Annotated in this window: 20 protein-coding genes; 9 read left to right on the forward strand and 11 right to left on the reverse strand. The window is 37.3% G+C overall.

The annotated features are described in order from the left end of the window. Positions 1–34 precede the first annotated feature (34 nt). The 3 genes from M1F25_RS08955 to fabV all read left to right on the forward strand — a co-directional run bounded on the left by M1F25_RS08955 (position 35) and on the right by fabV (position 2,548). Positions 35–187 carry a hypothetical protein gene (locus M1F25_RS08955; RefSeq protein WP_036958643.1) on the forward strand — a complete coding sequence of 51 codons (153 nt, stop codon included), beginning with the start codon at positions 35–37 and terminating at the stop codon, positions 185–187. Between the two features lie 124 nt (positions 188–311). Then, complete coding sequence (locus tag M1F25_RS08960; RefSeq protein WP_094961222.1) at positions 312–872, forward strand: hypothetical protein; 561 nt, start codon at positions 312–314, stop codon at positions 870–872. A gap of 476 nt (positions 873–1,348) precedes the next feature. Further along, a complete protein-coding gene (gene fabV, locus M1F25_RS08965; protein WP_094961223.1) occupies positions 1,349–2,548 on the forward strand; it encodes an enoyl-ACP reductase FabV in 1,200 nt (399 codons plus the stop codon). Positions 2,549–2,654: 106 nt separating this feature from the next. On the opposite strand, the gene M1F25_RS08970 is transcribed toward fabV, so the two are convergent. Then, positions 2,655–3,212: a toxin-antitoxin system YwqK family antitoxin gene (locus M1F25_RS08970; RefSeq protein ID WP_094961278.1), complete on the reverse strand. Its 558-nt coding sequence runs from the start codon at positions 3,210–3,212 to the stop codon at positions 2,655–2,657. A gap of 222 nt (positions 3,213–3,434) precedes the next feature. Here M1F25_RS08970 and M1F25_RS08975 point away from each other — a divergent pair, with 222 nt between their 5' ends. Together M1F25_RS08975 and M1F25_RS08980 are read left to right on the forward strand one after the other, a co-directional pair. Continuing rightward, on the forward strand, positions 3,435–4,640 hold the full coding sequence (locus tag M1F25_RS08975) for a nicotinamide mononucleotide deamidase-related protein YfaY (protein WP_136134999.1): 1,206 nt from the start codon (positions 3,435–3,437) through the stop codon (positions 4,638–4,640). Between the two features lie 6 nt (positions 4,641–4,646). Further along, entirely contained in the window at positions 4,647–5,420 is a 774-nt protein-coding gene (locus M1F25_RS08980) for a nucleotidyltransferase domain-containing protein (RefSeq protein ID WP_181489597.1), read from the forward strand. A 5-nt stretch (positions 5,421–5,425) separates the two neighbouring features. Here M1F25_RS08980 and M1F25_RS08985 read toward each other — a convergent pair whose 3' ends face one another. Next, complete coding sequence (locus M1F25_RS08985; RefSeq protein ID WP_094961226.1) at positions 5,426–5,857, reverse strand: hypothetical protein; 432 nt, start codon at positions 5,855–5,857, stop codon at positions 5,426–5,428. Positions 5,858–5,989: 132 nt separating this feature from the next. Further along, positions 5,990–6,415 (reverse strand): universal stress protein, encoded by a 426-nt coding sequence (locus tag M1F25_RS08990; RefSeq protein ID WP_004263436.1) that lies wholly within the window; start codon positions 6,413–6,415, stop codon positions 5,990–5,992. A gap of 325 nt (positions 6,416–6,740) precedes the next feature. Between M1F25_RS08990 and M1F25_RS08995 the strand changes: the two genes are divergently transcribed. Both M1F25_RS08995 and map read left to right on the forward strand, forming a co-directional pair. Then, complete coding sequence (locus M1F25_RS08995) at positions 6,741–6,947, forward strand: ParD-like family protein (protein ID WP_036958645.1); 207 nt, start codon at positions 6,741–6,743, stop codon at positions 6,945–6,947. After that, positions 6,940–7,710, forward strand: a complete 771-nt coding sequence (gene map, locus M1F25_RS09000) for a type I methionyl aminopeptidase (RefSeq protein WP_004263445.1) — start codon at positions 6,940–6,942, stop codon at positions 7,708–7,710. Before M1F25_RS08995 ends, map begins: the two co-directional genes overlap by 8 nt. A gap of 66 nt (positions 7,711–7,776) precedes the next feature. Here map and M1F25_RS09005 read toward each other — a convergent pair whose 3' ends face one another. From M1F25_RS09005 to M1F25_RS09025, 5 genes are all read right to left on the reverse strand, one after another. Continuing rightward, a complete protein-coding gene (locus M1F25_RS09005; protein ID WP_094961227.1) occupies positions 7,777–8,208 on the reverse strand; it encodes a carboxymuconolactone decarboxylase family protein in 432 nt (143 codons plus the stop codon). A 105-nt stretch (positions 8,209–8,313) separates the two neighbouring features. Beyond that, the gene (locus M1F25_RS09010) at positions 8,314–9,090 is read right to left on the reverse strand and encodes a DeoR/GlpR family DNA-binding transcription regulator (protein WP_036958646.1); all 777 of its coding nucleotides are present in this window, start codon (positions 9,088–9,090) and stop codon (positions 8,314–8,316) included. Between the two features lie 3 nt (positions 9,091–9,093). After that, complete coding sequence (locus M1F25_RS09015; protein ID WP_036958696.1) at positions 9,094–10,050, reverse strand: D-threonate 4-phosphate dehydrogenase; 957 nt, start codon at positions 10,048–10,050, stop codon at positions 9,094–9,096. A 16-nt stretch (positions 10,051–10,066) separates the two neighbouring features. After that, positions 10,067–11,341 (reverse strand): D-threonate kinase, encoded by a 1,275-nt coding sequence (dtnK, locus tag M1F25_RS09020; protein WP_094961228.1) that lies wholly within the window; start codon positions 11,339–11,341, stop codon positions 10,067–10,069. A 10-nt stretch (positions 11,342–11,351) separates the two neighbouring features. Then, the gene (locus tag M1F25_RS09025) at positions 11,352–12,305 is read right to left on the reverse strand and encodes a 2-keto-3-deoxygluconate permease 1 (RefSeq protein ID WP_094961229.1); all 954 of its coding nucleotides are present in this window, start codon (positions 12,303–12,305) and stop codon (positions 11,352–11,354) included. Between the two features lie 429 nt (positions 12,306–12,734). Here M1F25_RS09025 and M1F25_RS09030 point away from each other — a divergent pair, with 429 nt between their 5' ends. Further along, a complete protein-coding gene (locus tag M1F25_RS09030; protein WP_094961230.1) occupies positions 12,735–13,679 on the forward strand; it encodes an SPFH domain-containing protein in 945 nt (314 codons plus the stop codon). A gap of 310 nt (positions 13,680–13,989) precedes the next feature. Here the strand turns inward: M1F25_RS09030 and M1F25_RS09035 are convergent, their stop codons facing one another. The 3 genes from M1F25_RS09035 to M1F25_RS09045 all read right to left on the reverse strand — a co-directional run bounded on the left by M1F25_RS09035 (position 13,990) and on the right by M1F25_RS09045 (position 16,746). Then, positions 13,990–14,733 (reverse strand): ankyrin repeat domain-containing protein, encoded by a 744-nt coding sequence (locus M1F25_RS09035; protein WP_172412226.1) that lies wholly within the window; start codon positions 14,731–14,733, stop codon positions 13,990–13,992. Between the two features lie 133 nt (positions 14,734–14,866). Then, on the reverse strand, positions 14,867–16,075 hold the full coding sequence (locus tag M1F25_RS09040) for an NAD(P)/FAD-dependent oxidoreductase (protein WP_094961231.1): 1,209 nt from the start codon (positions 16,073–16,075) through the stop codon (positions 14,867–14,869). Between the two features lie 128 nt (positions 16,076–16,203). Continuing rightward, positions 16,204–16,746, reverse strand: a complete 543-nt coding sequence (locus M1F25_RS09045; RefSeq protein WP_004263467.1) for an RrF2 family transcriptional regulator — start codon at positions 16,744–16,746, stop codon at positions 16,204–16,206. A 248-nt stretch (positions 16,747–16,994) separates the two neighbouring features. Between M1F25_RS09045 and M1F25_RS09050 the strand changes: the two genes are divergently transcribed. Next, positions 16,995–17,477, forward strand: coding sequence for a DUF523 domain-containing protein (locus M1F25_RS09050; protein WP_004263471.1), 483 nt, complete (start codon positions 16,995–16,997; stop codon positions 17,475–17,477). The last annotated feature ends 121 nt before the right edge of the window (positions 17,478–17,598 follow it).

Below are 17,598 nucleotides of genomic sequence, written 5' to 3' on the forward strand. Positions count from 1 at the left end.
TGTCACTATTCTGATTCTTAAAGAGGATCAGGCTATGTCTAACATGAAAACTGAAGTTGTAGTTGTACGATTAACTAAACATGAACGAGCGTTATTAGATACAGTAAAAACAAAACCGTTATTAGCAGATTGGTTGAAAGAAATTGCTATGGCAGAGGCTAAACAACAGGAGAACAAAGAAGAGTAAGGCAGCTTTAACGGTACAGAAATCAATCGAGTCATTTAATATGATGATAGAAAAGTTAATTTTTGATTAATTATTCATTTTTGATAGTATCAAATTAGATGACTTAATTGGAATTTGAGAAGTGATGATAAAAGGAATTTTGTTTACGTTAATACTCGTACTCGCTTCTGGCTGCACAACGAAAAAGCTAGATGCCCCTTATGGGTTTAAGTGGGGGCAAACCCCTAATGATATAAAAAAATTACAGTTAAAAGGATTGCAATGTACTGAGTTTCAAGAAGGAGGTGCGTTATGTTCATCAGCAAACTCTCCTCAAATAGCAAATAAACTGTTTTTATTGATGTTTTCTCGGGAAAAAAATACTCTAATGCTCGTTTCCTCCCAAGGAAAAGATAGCCGTGACCAATCAGTCATTTTGGCTGAGTATGATGCGATTAACCAGAAAATGTTTGAAGTATATGGTTTGCCAAAGCAAACAATTGAACGCTATAAACGAAATGTTTATTTCTTAGATAAAATATCTGATGACGAAACAACACCATTTAAGCGGGTTTATGAGAAAGATGGCATGCAGATTATGGTCGGTATTGTTAGTAATGCCCATTTTCGCAAAATTCACAATAAAAAAGATATTGTTTACTCAGTGATGGTTATACATAATTTAATCCCCCCTAAGCCGCAATAAGCGGCTAGCAAATTATTTAGTACAGGTTATGGTTGTTTATTGTTTCTCTTGGTAATGGTTTTAGGCATATCCTTTACCTCTGGATGAGTTCTTTAATATCTGGCAGTATTTCCCAAATGCGTCATAGGGTTGCTCTGGGAACATGATGATACGTTCCTTAATCTCAACAGCAGATATTTAAAAAATTATATTTCAATGTCTTATATTTGCTGGGGTGATGAGTGCTATAATGATAGTCGCCTTGGCGTCACAAAAATATATGGTCATTATCCTAGAGAGAAAGCAACTAACCTTGAGCGAGAGTTAGATTTATTACGCCGTGTTATTGAAACTCTCAATGATTTAAAATAGGTAATTAGTGGGAAAGTAACCAATAAACTGGTCTGTTCACCCTATTTATTTTCACTCTGTCTTAAGTAAATGGATAATATCAGGTATATTAGACCTTGATTGTTAGCTACCAAGAAAAAATTACTATGATTATCAAACCTAAAATTCGTGGTTTTATCTGCACTACAGCTCATCCAGCAGGCTGTGAAGCCAATGTTCGTGAGCAAATTGCCTACGTGAAATCACGTGGCGAGCTGAAAAATGGCCCTAAGAAAGTTTTAGTTATTGGTGCATCCACCGGTTACGGTCTGGCTTCTCGTATCAACGCCGCATTTGGCAGCGGAGCCGCTACCATTGGTGTATTTTTTGAAAAACCAGGCAGTGAAAGTAAAACAGGTTCTGCGGGCTGGTACAATTCCGCCGGCTTTGACAAAGCAGCGAAAGAAGAAGGCCTGTATGCAAAAAGCATTAATGGTGATGCCTTTTCTGATGAATGCCGTCAAACCGTTATTGACTTGATTAAACAAGACTTAGGCCAAATTGATTTAGTGGTTTATTCACTGGCATCACCAGTGCGTAAAATGCCTGAAACAGGTGAAATTGTACGTTCAGCCTTGAAACCTATTGGTGAACCGTACAAATCTGTTGCGCTGGATACCAACAAAGATGTGTTGATTGAAGCTGTTGTTGAACCCGCCAATGAACAGGAAATCGCAGATACAGTGAAAGTCATGGGTGGCCAAGACTGGGAACTGTGGATGAATGCGTTAGATGAAGCGGGTGTTTTAGCCGATAACGCACAATCTGTGGCTTATTCTTATATTGGTACGGATTTAACATGGCCAATTTATTGGCATGGTACATTGGGTAAAGCAAAAGAAGATTTGGACCGTGCGGCTCATGCAATCAATCAAAAATTGCAAGCTAAGGGTGGGGCAGCGTATGTTGCTGTATTAAAATCTGTTGTAACACAGGCTTCCTCTGCAATTCCTGTCATGCCGTTATATATCTCTATTGTCTTTAAGATTATGAAAGAAAAAGGGATCCATGAAGGCTGTATTGAACAAATTCAACGCTTATTTGCCACTAAGTTATTCAATGACGCAGTGCCAGAGACCGATGAAAAACATCGTCTACGTTTAGATGATTGGGAATTGCGTGATGACGTACAAAACACATGCCGTGAAATTTGGCAGCAGCTTAATGATAACAACATCAATGAATTAACGGATTACCAAGGCTATAAAGCTGAGTTTCTCCGTCTGTTTGGCTTTGGCCTAAATGGTGTTGATTATGATGCTGATCTCAGCGGTGAAGTGAATTTTGAAGTGAAAGAGTTAATGTAGTTATATTCGTCTTCATTTTCAACTTAATAGAAACCCGCTACTTGCGGGTTTCTATTTTTAGCTATCTTTGTAAATCATACGCATCTGTTTTATCTTGTTAGTTGAATTATTGCAATACGGTAATTTCACCATCGCGGATGAGAGCTTTAGAAATAACCGTTCCATTTTCATCAAATTCGGTCACTATTCCAACGAGTTTTTCATTTTTAAATGTGCCCGTAATATTGGGTTTATTACTAGGTGTGTCGTGATAAATTATAAATGGCCCTGATAATTTACCTTGCAGTGTGTTGACTTCGATATCGTTACGGCCACTCTCATGGTAAGTGCGGACAGTTCCATGTACCTTGCAGTCTTTGAGTTCAATATGGGATTCAGGCTTGCCATTTTCATAGTAGGTTTTGATATATTTATCAAAACATCCTTTAGATACCCATGTTTTAAATTTTGGCTGACCATTATCGTACTCAACTTCAAATGCTCCTTCAGAAATACCTTTAGGTGCCTCTGTGGAAGGAAAGTCTATTTTTTTTAATTCACTTAAATCTCCAAATTTTGAATCTGAGTTTGAATTAGAATTTGGAGATCCTCCAAGTTGGCACCCAGAAACTAATAAAACTAAAGAAAATAATGCAACAGATTTAATTGGTTTTAGTTTGAACATGTAGCCTCTATTATTGCTGTGAAAAAATAATGGATTCAATTGCATATAAAACTATAGCCTTTTTATGACCACATAGGGTGAGAATTATCCTAAACCATTTATTTTTAATGAGTTCTGGATATTTTAAAAGGGGAACTTAGGTGAATAAAAATTGATGTTAGTCATCTTGATAATAAGGTAATTTAGTCAGTTAATGTGATTTATATAATCAGGGAGTCATAGATGTTAGTTGTTGAAATGTTGAGTACCGGCGATGAGGTTTTACACGGACAAATAATTGATACAAATGCCGCTTGGTTGGCAGACTGTTTTTTTCAACAAGGTCTCCCTTTGAGTAGCAGAACAACGGTTGGTGATAATTTAGATTGTTTAGTCGCTACTTTCCTTGAGCGTAGTTTATCTGCAGATATTCTCATTGTTAACGGCGGGCTTGGGCCAACAAGTGATGATTTAAGCGCCTTGGCGGCGGCTAAAGCTGCGGGAGTTCCATTAGTTGAACATTCTCAGTGGGTTGAAGCCATGGAGCGTTATTTTATTGCCAGAGGGCGGGTTATGCCTGAAACGAATCGTAAACAAGCACTACTCCCTGAAAATGCTGAATTAATTGATAACCCTGTAGGAACGGCTTGTGGCTTTTCTTTAGTCTTGAATGATTGTCTGATTTTTTTTACTCCTGGTGTTCCTTCTGAATTTAAGGTTATGGTGAATGAGCAAATTTTGCCAAGGTTACGAGCACATTTTACATTGCCAGAGCCACCAGTTTGTTTACGCCTAACCAGTTTTGGCCGTAGTGAAAGTAGTCTTGCGAAGCAATTTGATAGCTTACCTTTACCTGAAAACTGTGTTTTAGGCTATCGTTCTTCAATGCCTATTATTGAATTAAAGCTAACGGGACCTGCGTCACAAAAAGAATTGATGGAAAGAGATTGGCAATTAGTGAAGCAAGGAGTAGGGGACAACTTGATATTTGAAGGGACAGAAGGTTTAGCGCAAAAAATTGGCAAATCCCTAAGAGAAAGGAAATTACAAATAATAGTCAGTGAACAATTTAGCGCAGGGCTGTTAAGTTGGACATTAGATTCAGCGGGGATCGCTATTTCTTCCAGTCAAATTTTGCCATCTGACGTGGAACAAACATTGAAAATTTTAGCGCAAAGAGCTCAAAATATAGCAATTAATCATCCTCTATCTATTGGTTTAGTGGTTGGCGAATATAATGAGCAATATTTAAACGTTGCTCTATCAACACCAGATATGTGTTATGCGCAGAGAATTCATTATTTACCAAATAATCATTCACAGAAAGAAAAACAAGAAGTCAGTGTAATGTTAATATTAGATATGTTGTCTCGTTGGTTAAATGGTCGCGAGGTTATTGGCTACTATGAATGGTTAGTACAAACAGAAACACTTATTTTTGAGAGTTAGGTGGTTATGAAGTTAAAAGATTATAAGTATATTTCTGTTCCTGAAGAGAGGCCGTTTCAACCAGAATTTCAGTCAATAATAACAGAATCTATTTATTGGCTGAGTTGCATATTAAAAGACAAGCTCCATAGCATTTATGTGTATGGTAGTGTTGCAAAAGGCTGTGCGAAGCCACAGCAATCAGATTTGGATCTATGCATTGTATTATGTGGTGCCCTTACTCAATTAGAAACAACCAGATTGAATGAAATACAAGTTCAATTAACAGTTAATCACATTGAGGTAAGCAAAATTGATTTTGATATTGGTATTCTTACGGATGTGATGAGTGAGGTTAATCTATATAGTTGGGGATATTGGATTAAGCATCATTGCCGTTGCATTTATGGAGATGACTTAGCAACACATTTTAGCCAATTTGTTCCTTCGCGAGAAATAGCAGAAGCAGTTAATGGCGATTTTGTTAATGTATTGAATGGTTATATCGACCAAATTAATCATTGTCATGATGACTCTGAGCTAAAGTTATTATATCGGGCGGCATCGAGAAAGCTTATTCGTTCCACCAATATATTACGTTGGAAAAATGATAGTGACTGGCCAGAAACATTATTTGAATATATACAAAAATTCGTTCAATATTATCCAGAACGACAAAATGAAATAAATTATTTTTTACGTCAAAGTATAGAGCCTTTTGCTGATGAGGAATTTTTGAAATATTTAGCCCAGTTTATCAGCTGGTTGGATGTTGAGCATTCTAATGTTGTTAATAAATGAGCCAATTATGGCTCATCCGGTTGTAGTGCCTCAATGATATAATTAATACTTGAAACTCCACTCTTACAAGCTTTATTTTTTAAAACAATCGGGGTTTTATCAATGGCCATTTTTACTGAAGATAATTGTTCGGTGTAGGTTTGTGCTCCAATAATCTCTGGATTATTATGTAAGTATTCAATAACTACATCGACTTTTTGATAAAACTGGTCACACGAGTTGCCACCCGTTTCTAAGATTTTTAGTTCATTAAGAGTATTTGGAATAAGTTGTTTCGTATGCTGTTGTACTTGCTCGATATACTTTCCTGACTTTGCTTGCTCAACTATAGTCATCACCTGATTTTTCATATTTAAAAACGAGTAGATAACTGTAATTAAAGCGATAGCTAAAATTATATTGATACTAATACTGATCCAGAGTAAGTGTTTTTTCATTACATTCCTTGAGTGAAAAATAAATCTGCAATACATAGCTTAGTGGAGTGAATAATCCATGTATGTAAGATTAACACGAAAAAACAAGGTAACCCAATAATAGGCTACCTAGATTACTATAATTAATAGCGGCTATCGGACAGTCAAAACAGAAATTTTTGAATTTTGAATAACCATTGATGCTGTTGAACCTAAAAAGTATGTGGACATACCTGGGCGCCTTGACCCAATAACGATTAAATCAGCAGAAATTTCCTCTGCAACACGTAAGATTTCATCTCTTGGTGTCCCCATTAAAACTTGAGCACTGTATTTATCATTTGGAATATTAAATTCTTTAATTATTTCAGCGAGCTGCTTCGTGACGTTTTCTTGTTCACTATCCGCTTTTTCAGCAAAACCAAATCCCATTGTGGTATAGAAAGGAACAGTAGGAATAATTGCCAAAAAATGAATATGTGCTTTTTCATATTCAGCAAGGTATTGAATATGGGCCATAACTAAATGTGCTAAGCTTTTTTCTGTTATATCAATAGGAACTAAAATTTTATTATACATGTTTTTCTCCAGCTTTTATTTATTGAGCTCATGTTGTAATCGGATCATTAGTTTATTAATAGTACGGCAGTTAAACCAGCACATGGCCGAGTTAATCAAAATAATGCTAATTTACGTATAATCATTACATTTTTCGGAATTTATGATAGCGGATCAACGATTCAAATACTTTGACGGCGGAATCAACTTAAGCAACTTAAAGTAGTATTTATGGGCTGTTTTTCATGCGCTTTGTGCTATACAAAACGTGAATGCTTTGAATCATCATCTTCCTGTTATATGATCTATACATGATTTGTATACACATCATATTGTTGAGGTTGCTTTGGGTATCGTAAAAATTTCAGATGAATTGCATGATTATCTGCGTCATGCGAGCCAGGTTATGTCCCGTTCGATTAATTCACAGGCAGAGTTTTGGATTAAAATTGGTATGCAAGCTGAACTAAACCCGAATAAGACATTTACTATGTTAGTCAATGAAATGTTAGAAAAAGAGTCAATTGAATTAAAAGGAAAAGTTCATGAATAATATTACAATTAAAACAGCAGAAGAAATTGAACTGATGCGTGAGTCTGGACGACTTTTGGCTAGCGTTTTTAAGATGTTGGATTCATTTATTGTACCGGGTATTTCCACAATGGAGATTAATGATAAAGTTGAAAGCTATATCGTTAATGAATTACAAGCAAGGCCTGCTAGTAAAGGGCAATATGGCTACCAATATGTTTTGAATACATCGTTGAATGAAGTCGTTTGTCATGGTGTTCCAAAAACAGATGAAATTTTAAAAGCAAAAGACATCATTAACGTTGATATTACGCTAGAGAAAAATGGCTTTATCGCTGATTCAAGTAAAATGTATGTAATGCCAGAAGCTTCACCACTAGCACGTAAATTAGTTAAAGATACTTATGCTGCTATGTGGGAAGGAATAAAACAAGTTAAACCGGGTGCGACATTGGGTGATATTGGTTCCGCTATTCAACATTATGCGGAATCTAAAGGTTACAGTGTCGTACGCGAATATTGTGGGCATGGTATTGGCCGTGAAATGCATGAAGATCCGCAAGTTCTTCATTACGGCGTACGAGGGAAAGGGGTTGAATTAAAAGAAGGAATGACATTTACGATAGAGCCAATGATTAACCAGGGTGGGATGAAAATTAAAACAAAGAAAGATGGTTGGACGGTCGTAACAAGAGATAAAAAATTATCTGCTCAATCTGAACATACGGTATTAGTCACTAAAGATGGGTATGAAGTTTTAACATTACGTGATGAAGAAAAATAGTGTTAAAAGTAGAATTTACAAGCTTGCTGCCATAAAGGTAGCAAGCTTTTTTTATACAAATTTTTACTATTGTCTCAGTGCTATTGCTATACGGTTAAAGGCACTCATTAAACCAATAGCGATAGTTAAATCAGAAATTTGTTCATCAGAAAAATGGTATTTTAATTCATTAAAGAGAGCATCTGATGTACCACTGGTAGCTATATTAACGACAGCTTCGGTCCAAGCTAATGCAGCGCGCTCTAATGAATTAAAATGATGACTAACCTGCCAGCCAGCGAGTGTGTCTATTTTTTTGTTACTGACACCATTTGAACGTAATGAGCTTGCATGCATATCTAGGCAAAATGCACAGCCATTGATTTGTGAAACTCTTAAATAAACAAGCTCTATTAGTTCTTTACCTAACCCGCTTTTATCCAATGCATTTTTGCATTCAATAAGCCCTTTATAAGCTTCAGGTGATAAATTGTTATAAGCTAATCTCAGTTCGCTCATGGGGGTTCCTTACATATTTTGTTGTCAGATGAAATGCAATGTTTGGTGCGGTTTGGTTGGAAGGTTGAGCTACTTTATTTTATAAAGAAATCAAGTTCAATAGCATTAAGTGGCATTTGTGGAAACCAATATTAGATTAGTACGACAAGAATCTATAAATTTTTGCTGAATATCGAGTGGAAGTTGGTTATCTGTAATAATATCTGTCAATTCGTCTATTTGAGCGACACGAAATAATGACCATTTACCGTATTTACTACTATCAGCAAGCATAACAGAGCGTGTAGCATTTGTTATTAGGTCACGTTTTAGACCTGCTTTTTCTTCTGTTGGTGTTGTAATTCCTTTTTCTAAACTCCAAGAGTTACAACTAATGAATGCGATATCAGGATAAATGCTACGTAATAAAACACGCCCATGCTCACCAATACAAGATTGGCTACTATCGTCAATTCTTCCACCAACAATTGTGACTTCAATTTGTTTAAATTCAGAAAGAAAAAGGGCAATATGGAGGTCAGAGGTGATAACACGCAGGGGCATATGAGTGAGCTCTCGCGCTAGCTCAAGCATGGTTGTTCCTGCATCAAGTAGAACCGTGCTACCTGGTTCAATTAAACGGGCTGCCGCTTTCGCAATAGCCCGTTTCTCTCTTAGATTACGCTGGTTTTTTTCGGACGTAGTGGGCTGAACAGGAATGAAACGGTTTAGGGTTACACCGCCATGCGTGCGAGAGATAACCCCAGTTTCATCAAGTTTAATGAGATCACGCCGGATAGTGGCCGCTGACACGGATAATGCTTGTACTAGTTCTTCAACAGTGACGAGGTTATGCTGTTTAAGATACTCAAGTATTAAATCTAATCTATCCATTGTGCTCATTAGTTATACTACATTCATCGCAAGTTTAAGTGAGATGGCCATACTTTCAGGATTTGCTTTACCCGTCCAAGCAATATCAAATGCGGTTCCGTGATCGGCTGAAGTGCGCAAGAACGGAAGGCCCGCAGTGATATTAACACCATCATAAAAACCTAATAATTTCAAAGGAATATGACCCTGGTCGTGATACATGGCAACGACCATATCATATTGCCCTTGATAGGCTTGTAAAAATACAGTATCTGGAGGACAAGGGCCATAAACATTAATACCTTCAGACCTTACCTGTTCTATAGCTGGTTGTAAATATACGATTTCTTCATCACCAAATAAACCATTTTCCCCAGCATGAGGATTAACGCCTGCGATCGCAATACGTGGTTTTTCATAGCCAACGCGTTTTAAAAAGTCTGATGCGATACGAGACACGGTTATGATACGCTCGCTATTTAATGTATCTAAAAATTTACGCAATGCAATATGTGTTGTGACATGGATGACTTTTAATTTTTCGGTATAAAGCACCATGGCATAATCTTTGGTATTGGTTAGCTGGGCAAGTAGTTCAGTGTGACCTGGGTAGTTGTGCCCAGCAAGGTGCAATGCTTCTTTATTTAAAGGTGCAGTGGCAATCGCTTTCACTTCACCTGCGAGAGCTAGTTCAGTCGCACGTTTAATACAACGAAATGCTAAGTCACCAGCTTGAGCTTGGACCTTCCCCGCAATAAGTGCGCTAGGGTCGGCTAGGGGTTCATCAATAATATTGATGGTATCCGCTGAAAATTGAGCTTCTTTGATATTTTGTATCACATTGATTTTTATCTGAGGAACTACCCCTGATTTAATTAATCGCTGCATTGTTGATGCACAACCGATAACAACGGCAGAGGCTCCTGCCAGTTCACCTTCTGCAAGGGATTTGACGATAATTTCTGGGCCAATACCTGCAGGATCTCCCATGGTAATAGCAACAACATTATTTTTCACAATAAATTTCCTCAATATATTTGATGGCTTCGCATAAAGTGGTTATTTGACCAAACCCTCCCGCTTTGGTGATCACGGGTAAGTCATCAATTTCACTGTCAATAAAAGTGCCACAAGGTATACATGGCAGTACCTCAGATTGAATTCGATAACCTTTTGCTCCCAAAGTATTGGCAACCGCAATCGCAATATCTCCACCTGTTAAAAAAAGTCCCCCGATGCTGGCAACAGACAGCGTATTTAAGGTCAGCAAACTAATAAAGTCGCTGATATTTTTCCCCAATTCATTACGAGTCATACCGTAGGTATTGCATAGGTCATCAATATGATGCCTATCTTGCACATCTCGGCTGGTTCGTATGATGGTGTGTTTTTGTTGGTTTAATGTTTGACTAATTTCTTTGATGAGCGCAGCCATGTAGTTATCTTGTGTAGTGGCTGCAAGTACTTGTGTGACATCAACATCAATGACACTGGCATCACAATGTGTTTGTGCATAGTTTACCTGTTCAATTGTTGCGCTGCTCATTGAGCCAGCGACAATAAATAACGGTAGCCCTTGCTTTTTATCCATGAAAATATTCTCAGGCAATGCATTTGCAAAGCCCGCAGCTCCAACGAGTAGGCAAGGTCGATCTATTGAAAATACGGCTTCAGCAATTAGTGCTAAATCTTCATCATTTTCAGCGTCCGTGACGATGATACTGCCTTGCGTTGGCGCTTGTGCTTGTAACCATGTTGCGAATCGCCCTGAACGTATTTGGTCTAGATTCACTTCAATAACGGGCAGGGTAGTCTGCTGATGGAGAATAGTTTGGATACGTGATGAAACTATTGGTGTTTTAGGGTCAGAAGCAAATTCAGTTTCAATAAGTGCTTTTCCATGAACGAGACATTCACCATTTAACGTTACACGTCCTGCCGCAGGAATAGCTGCGGCAACAATAGCAAGTTTTAAGCCTGTTTCTGACATAATTGTCTCTATTTCTGCCCCGATATTACCGCGAAATGTTGAGTCAATTTTTTTATAAATGACAGGTTTATCCTTCTGAGATAAAAAAGGTTTCAGGCTATTTCGTAGGTTTTCTGAAGCAACTTGTGCATTTAATGCACGACTTTCTGTATTAAGCACAACGACATCAGCAAACCAAGAATGTTTTTGTGTATTATCAAGAAGTATCTCTGTGCGCGCATGCTTTTTAGCAAATTGAACACCGGTATCATTTGCCCCTGTAAAGTCATCCGCAATAACTAATAGTTTCATAAATAACTCCTTACTCTTCAGTTTGTTGGGGTTGTCTTGCTTGTTGGCGTTTAGCAACCCAAGAGGTCAGGATAGGGGTTAGAATAGCGGTGGTGATCACGGATGCAGCAATCAAAGGAGCAGCAGAAAGCGCGATAGCCTCTAAGGATGGGTCGGCTTGTGCGATAGCGAGTGGTGTTGCTACAGCATTTCCTGCGGTACTTGAGGCAGCAGCGCCTGCGATACCTGAGCCTCCTACTAGACGGTCTGCTCGAATATTAAACCAGCCGCCAACAAACGTAGTCAGCACACCGAGCAAGATACCTGCGAGTCCACCTTGTAATAGCATTTCTAAGTTGATCCCTGCGCCTAGTGCAAAAGCGAAGAAAGGAATTAATATTGGCCCACCTTTTGTTAGAAAATCGCGCATATGTGGGTCTAGATTTCCTAAGATCATGCCAACAATTAACGGAACAAGAACTGCAACTAATGCCATTAAAGGGATATTTGCCATACCAGCTGCGCCTAGCGCAATCATGGTAAAGAAAGGCCCATCATTAAGAGATAAAATTGAGATAGCACCAACGTCTCGTTTATTACCAAACTCCCCAACTAAAGCGGCATATAAGCCACCATTTGAATTGCTCATTGCTGCAATAATTGCAACACCAGTTAAACCAAAAATCCCTTCCATTCCAAAGAGATAATCGACGCCTAGACCAAGAGCAATCGCAACGACTAGTTTTGTTAAGGTAATTGTACCTCCTTGTAATAAAGCTTGTGGCGCCGCTTTAAAACTAATTCCTGCACCCATACAAAGCAAGAATGCACCAATAAGAGCAGGGGCACCATTTTTAAACAGTGATGTTGTAAAGCCACCGATTTCGAGGGCTTGAGGAGCAAAGGTGTTGATTAGGGCACCGAGTACTAATGGCACAACCATCATGCCACCAGGTATACGTTCAATCGATTTTTTTATTTGCATGGTTTTCTCCGCCATGATTTATTTTAGTCATTATGATTATATTTAATCAATTAAAAACAACAGTGATCAAGATCGCAATAATTCCATTTACCATTAATTGAAACTATGTTCTAATTTTTATCATTATATTGGCTTAAAATAATACAAATTTGGCTTTTTGATGGAGTGAATGTTATTTAAACTGATCGAGAGAGTGATTATAAATAATCATACCTGTGTTTTATGATTGAAAATAAGCACTAATAATTTAAAAGGATAAAACTAGGTTTATAACAAAATTATCTGTAATGGCTCAGCGATTCATTTTTACCAAAATAGAAACAGCAGATTTAGTGCTTTTAAATTTAGGATTATTAGACTTGTAGTTAGAAAATAAGTGGTGACAATAAGGCGCTTTATTATAATTATTAATTTGATAGGGATTAACTCATGCAATTTAAATCAATGATTAAATTGGTTGTCGGTGCTGCATTACTTCTAGTTATTGGTCTCGTAGGGATCAATTCATATACTATTGTACAAGATGGCTCGGTTAAGGTGGGGACATTTTTAGGAAAAGTCGACCCAGTTGCTTATGATGCAGGTTTACATTTTCCAATTAATCCGTTTACAACATTTGATACGTACTCAACAAAAGATATTCGAGTATCACTAAAAGAGCTAAGAGTACCTTCGCAAGATAAATTAAAATCTATTGTTGATATTACGGTAATGCTTCAATTTGATGGTGCGAAAGCTCCTGTATTACGTATTAATGGTGGTACAGAAAGCGAAGCTTTAGATAAATATGTACGCCAAAAGCTGATCTCAACGATTTTAGAATTTGGTAAAGATGTTGCTAATGCACAAGATCTTTATACTGCAGATACACAAAGAAAATTACAAGAATCTATTCGTGATGCTATTCAAGGGTATGCTTCTCCTTATGGCTATACAATAAAAGAAATCATGATCCAAGATATTACTTTGCCTGAGGTTGTACAAGAGCAAGTGGTTAATACCAAAATGCGCCAAGAGCAAATCAACCAAGCAAAAGCAGAGGCAGAAAAAGAGCGTGAATTAGCTCAGAAAAAGGTTGTTATTGCTGAAGCGGAAAGAGAGTCTGCTGAACAACAAGCCATCGCCAGAGAACGTAACGCACAAGCAAGTTCATTTGCGATGCGCCAAGAAGCAGATGCAAAATTGTATGCTGCTCAGAAAGAAGCTGAAGCGAATGCGATATTGCAACGTACTATTACCCATGAAATGATCAATTGGAAACAGTTAGAGATTGAGCAGATTAAAGCTCATAAATATAAAGGTGAGGTACCTAATATTGTTGTTGGTGCAGATTACGATGGTAAAATGATTATGGATATGCGTAATAGCCAGTAATATTAATTAAAAGAATTACCGCAGTTAAAGCTCGTTCTATTAAGCTTGAGGTGACCACATAAGGTTATGCACTTTTAGTCAACGGGTTATAAGGCCTGATTTCGATATTGAACCGGAATCAGGCCATTCAATTTATGGAAGGGTACGCTCAATACTCTCTTTTTATTATGCTAAGTGATACAATATCTTTTTTAGAATATTCACTTAAATGCATAGGAATGTTAACAATACATACTTTTCTTGAGCTACTGAAAATAATTTTTACATGATTGACGCAAAATTTTCTGTTATTACCCTATATTTCTATAAATCAATCACAAGATGGTTTACCAGTACGATGATTTAGAGCTCCATTATCAATAAGGAATTTTTGCATTTCTGGAAGATTATTCTTACATGCATAAGTTAATGCACTTTGGTCATAAGAAAACATGGTTACATCATCAGTCGTTGTGCTCCGGTTAATATCTGCTCCTTGCGATAATAAATATTTAACCGTTTCCATTCTATTATTACTCGCGGCTATCATGACTAATGTTTCACCATCACTTTCAATTTGTTGATTATTCAAATCTACTTCATTTTTCATTAGATGATGAATTTTTTTTACAACATTGACATTATTACCAAGCACCGCTGATTTTAGTACATTATATACGTCACCTGTATCGGTTGCCCAAAGATTAGCATTCTGCGAGATAAGATAATCAACCATTGCTTCATCGCCAATAAAGGCCGCCCATCCAAGAGCCGTTTGGTCTAAGCTACCAGTGTCTTTGGCTTCTATATCTTGCCCCTCAGTAACCATCTGTTTTACTTTATCTAAATCTCCCTGCTTTACGGCATCAAACCATTCGGCATTGGCGCCCTCGCTAGGACTTTCATAGAAGACTCTCCAAGGTAAGCGTTCTTTATTCGCTAGTTCGAGCATAGTAGTATAATCTGTTTTAAAATGCCTATATTTTAAAGGATTATTATTATTAATAACTTGGGCCTGAGATACAGCCCCAAAAGTAATTAATGAAAAAGCAAATATAACTTTTTTAATATGCATATTGAAACCTTATTAATATTTAGTTATGTATTAGTATTAAAAAATAAACGATACAAAGCAATACAAATCATACTCATTGTATTTTTATGTGGTTACTCTGATTTATTTGAATATATTAATTTTTATCTTTATCTCAAGGAACGATGACATAATCCGGAGCAGCGATAGCAAATAACTCATTTTTTTCTAACTCAGGTGGATATATCCACTTGGTATTAATTTCTTGCTTTATCTTTTTTCCTTCCTGTTTAATATGATGTATTTTCCTATGCCAACCTTCGGTATAAAGAGCACCCCAAGCCCCTAAATCAAGGCAAGTTACATATTTAGGTTGACTATAAGGGTGTAATGGAAGACCTAATAGCTCAGCTGCTGCATTATACCCTGCAACACGACCTAAACTTAGAGCATGTTGGCAAGTCATTAAATTATGATTTCCTTGATTATCTGTGGGAGCTTTGACAGTATCTCCTGCTACAAAAACATTTGAGACAGCTTGTGCGTGTAAATAATTATCCGAGATAATCCTATTACTAGCGTCACGTTCACCACGAATCTGTTCTGTTAGAAAACTCGCTTTTACTCCTGTCGCCAATACGACAGTATTTGACTCTATGTATTCACCATTTGACAGAGTAACTCCATCATGACTTATTGCTTTGACGCGTAATCCTGCACGCAATTCAACGCCGCATTCAGTTAGAGCTTGTTGAATTACAGGTGAAATTTCGGCTCCCATTCCTGCTCCCACAGTGGATTCTGAGTCAATTATAAATACTCGGCCCTCTGTTGTTTCACCAAGAATTGCTTTTAGTCGGGCTGGCATTTCAGCAGCACTTTCTAAGCCTGTTAATCCTCCACCGACGACAACAACGGTATTTCTAGCTAAAGTTTCCGGTTTGTTCTTTAGTGCTTGTAAATGTGTTTCAAGACGATGTGCAGTTTCTAATGAATCAACATCAAAGCCATACCTATCAAATCCAGGAACGGGAGGTACATTTAATTGGCTACCAGTTGCCAGAATAAAGCGCTCATAGACTAACGTAGTTTGGTTGCCATTAGCTAGATTAACGGTTAATAACTTTGCATCTGTATCGATATTCTGGATTTCACCTGCAATATATTCAACACCGACGGCAGCTAGCTGCTTTGAAATATCAGGGGATATATTATCCAGCTTTGCTTCATATAAACGCGGCCGTATAGTGAGATTCGGTCTTGGTGAAATTAAAATAACTTTGATGCTATTTTCTTTATTTTCTTGTGAAATTACCCGCATTGCTGAAATAGCTGCCCAGAAGCCAGCAAAACCAGATCCTGCAATAACAATTTTAGCTGTCATTATTGAATTCCTTTGGAGTTTAACTTTAAATGCTCAGTTGCAAATTTTAAATAATAAAAAACCGCACCAGTGAAGATGTTATTAAAATTAGGTACAAACGATATAATTTATGGTTATCGGATTATATGTTATGTTTTACCACGACCTCCTTTGCTCGAACGCACTGTTCTAGCTTCAATTTTTTGATCCATCCATGAGTTTACATCTCTATAAAAACTATTAGGGGCGATTTGACATAGACGCTGCGCCACATCAGCGAGGGTTTGGTTAGCTAATACATCTCTCATGGCATTTTCGGCTTGAAGAATGACTTTATGTACGGAGCAGGTACCTGAAATGGCCCATTGTGGTAGACCATTTTCTTCGAAAACAGCACAGCGGCGTCGTATTTCCTGGCACTCGAAAAGCGGTTTATAACCTTCTATAGCATCAATTATAGATAGAAATGTGATTTTTTCAGGGGGTAATGCTAATCGATATCCACCTCTAATTCCCTCATTCGAACTCACGATCCCTGCTTTTTCTAACCGAGGTAAAATTTTTGCTAGAAAACTTGGAGAGATGCCTTGTAGCTCTGCAAGTTCTCTACTGCTAAGAGAGCGTTCGGGATTATCAACAAACCAAAGTAGACAATGGATACCATATTCAACACTGACAGTAATGTGTGCCATTTATTTAAATTTCCTAAGCATCTATTTATAAACAAGGACAATACAGGTCTCCGTTTTAATTGTCAATAAACTAAGATAAGTTTAGTCCGCGTTATGGGTGTAAACAGCCACAAGTTACAGATCTATGAAGCTGTAAGCGTTTTTATTTGTTCTACGAGCACTATTAGCGCGAAGTATTTTGTAAACTTATTGTCTAATATAACCATGAAAAATACCTTAAAAAGTCAGGTCTATTAATAGGATTAGTTATGATTGCAGTAAGCGCTTGTTTGTTAGGGTATTGTGTAAGGTATGATGGGAAGCATCAACTATATACTCCTTTGAAAAAACTCTATGAGGATGGTCTGGTCATCAGTATTTGTCCTGAAGTTTTTGGCGGGTTACCAACACCGAGAGCATCTGCAGAAATAATGGGGGGAAATGGTGATGATGTACTCGCTGGGCGAGCTAGTGTGGTCGGAAGCGATAATATCGATGTCACTCAAGAATTTATTCGTGGTGCGTATATTGCTTTAGAAAAAATTCAATTAATGAATGTGAGATTAGTTGTACTCAAAAGTAATAGCCCCTCGTGCGGTAGTCAGCATATCTATAATGGTCAGTTTGATGGCACTTTAAAAGTCGGTATGGGTGTCTGTGCTGCACTATTTAAACGGCACCATATTGATATATTGGATGAGAACTCACCTGATTTAATCATGAAAATTAGGGGTTATTTCGAAAAAATGTAATGAAAATATATTTTGATAATCAACTTAAGGTAAATATAGTGAGTGAATTCTGTATTAGGGGGGTTGTGCTTTATTGTTAGCTAATTGGATGTCGTATTATGATGCCTGATTGTTGTTATTA

It is taken from the genome of Providencia sp. PROV109, assembly GCF_033681625.1.
In the GTDB taxonomy this organism is placed as follows: domain Bacteria; phylum Pseudomonadota; class Gammaproteobacteria; order Enterobacterales; family Enterobacteriaceae; genus Providencia; species Providencia hangzhouensis.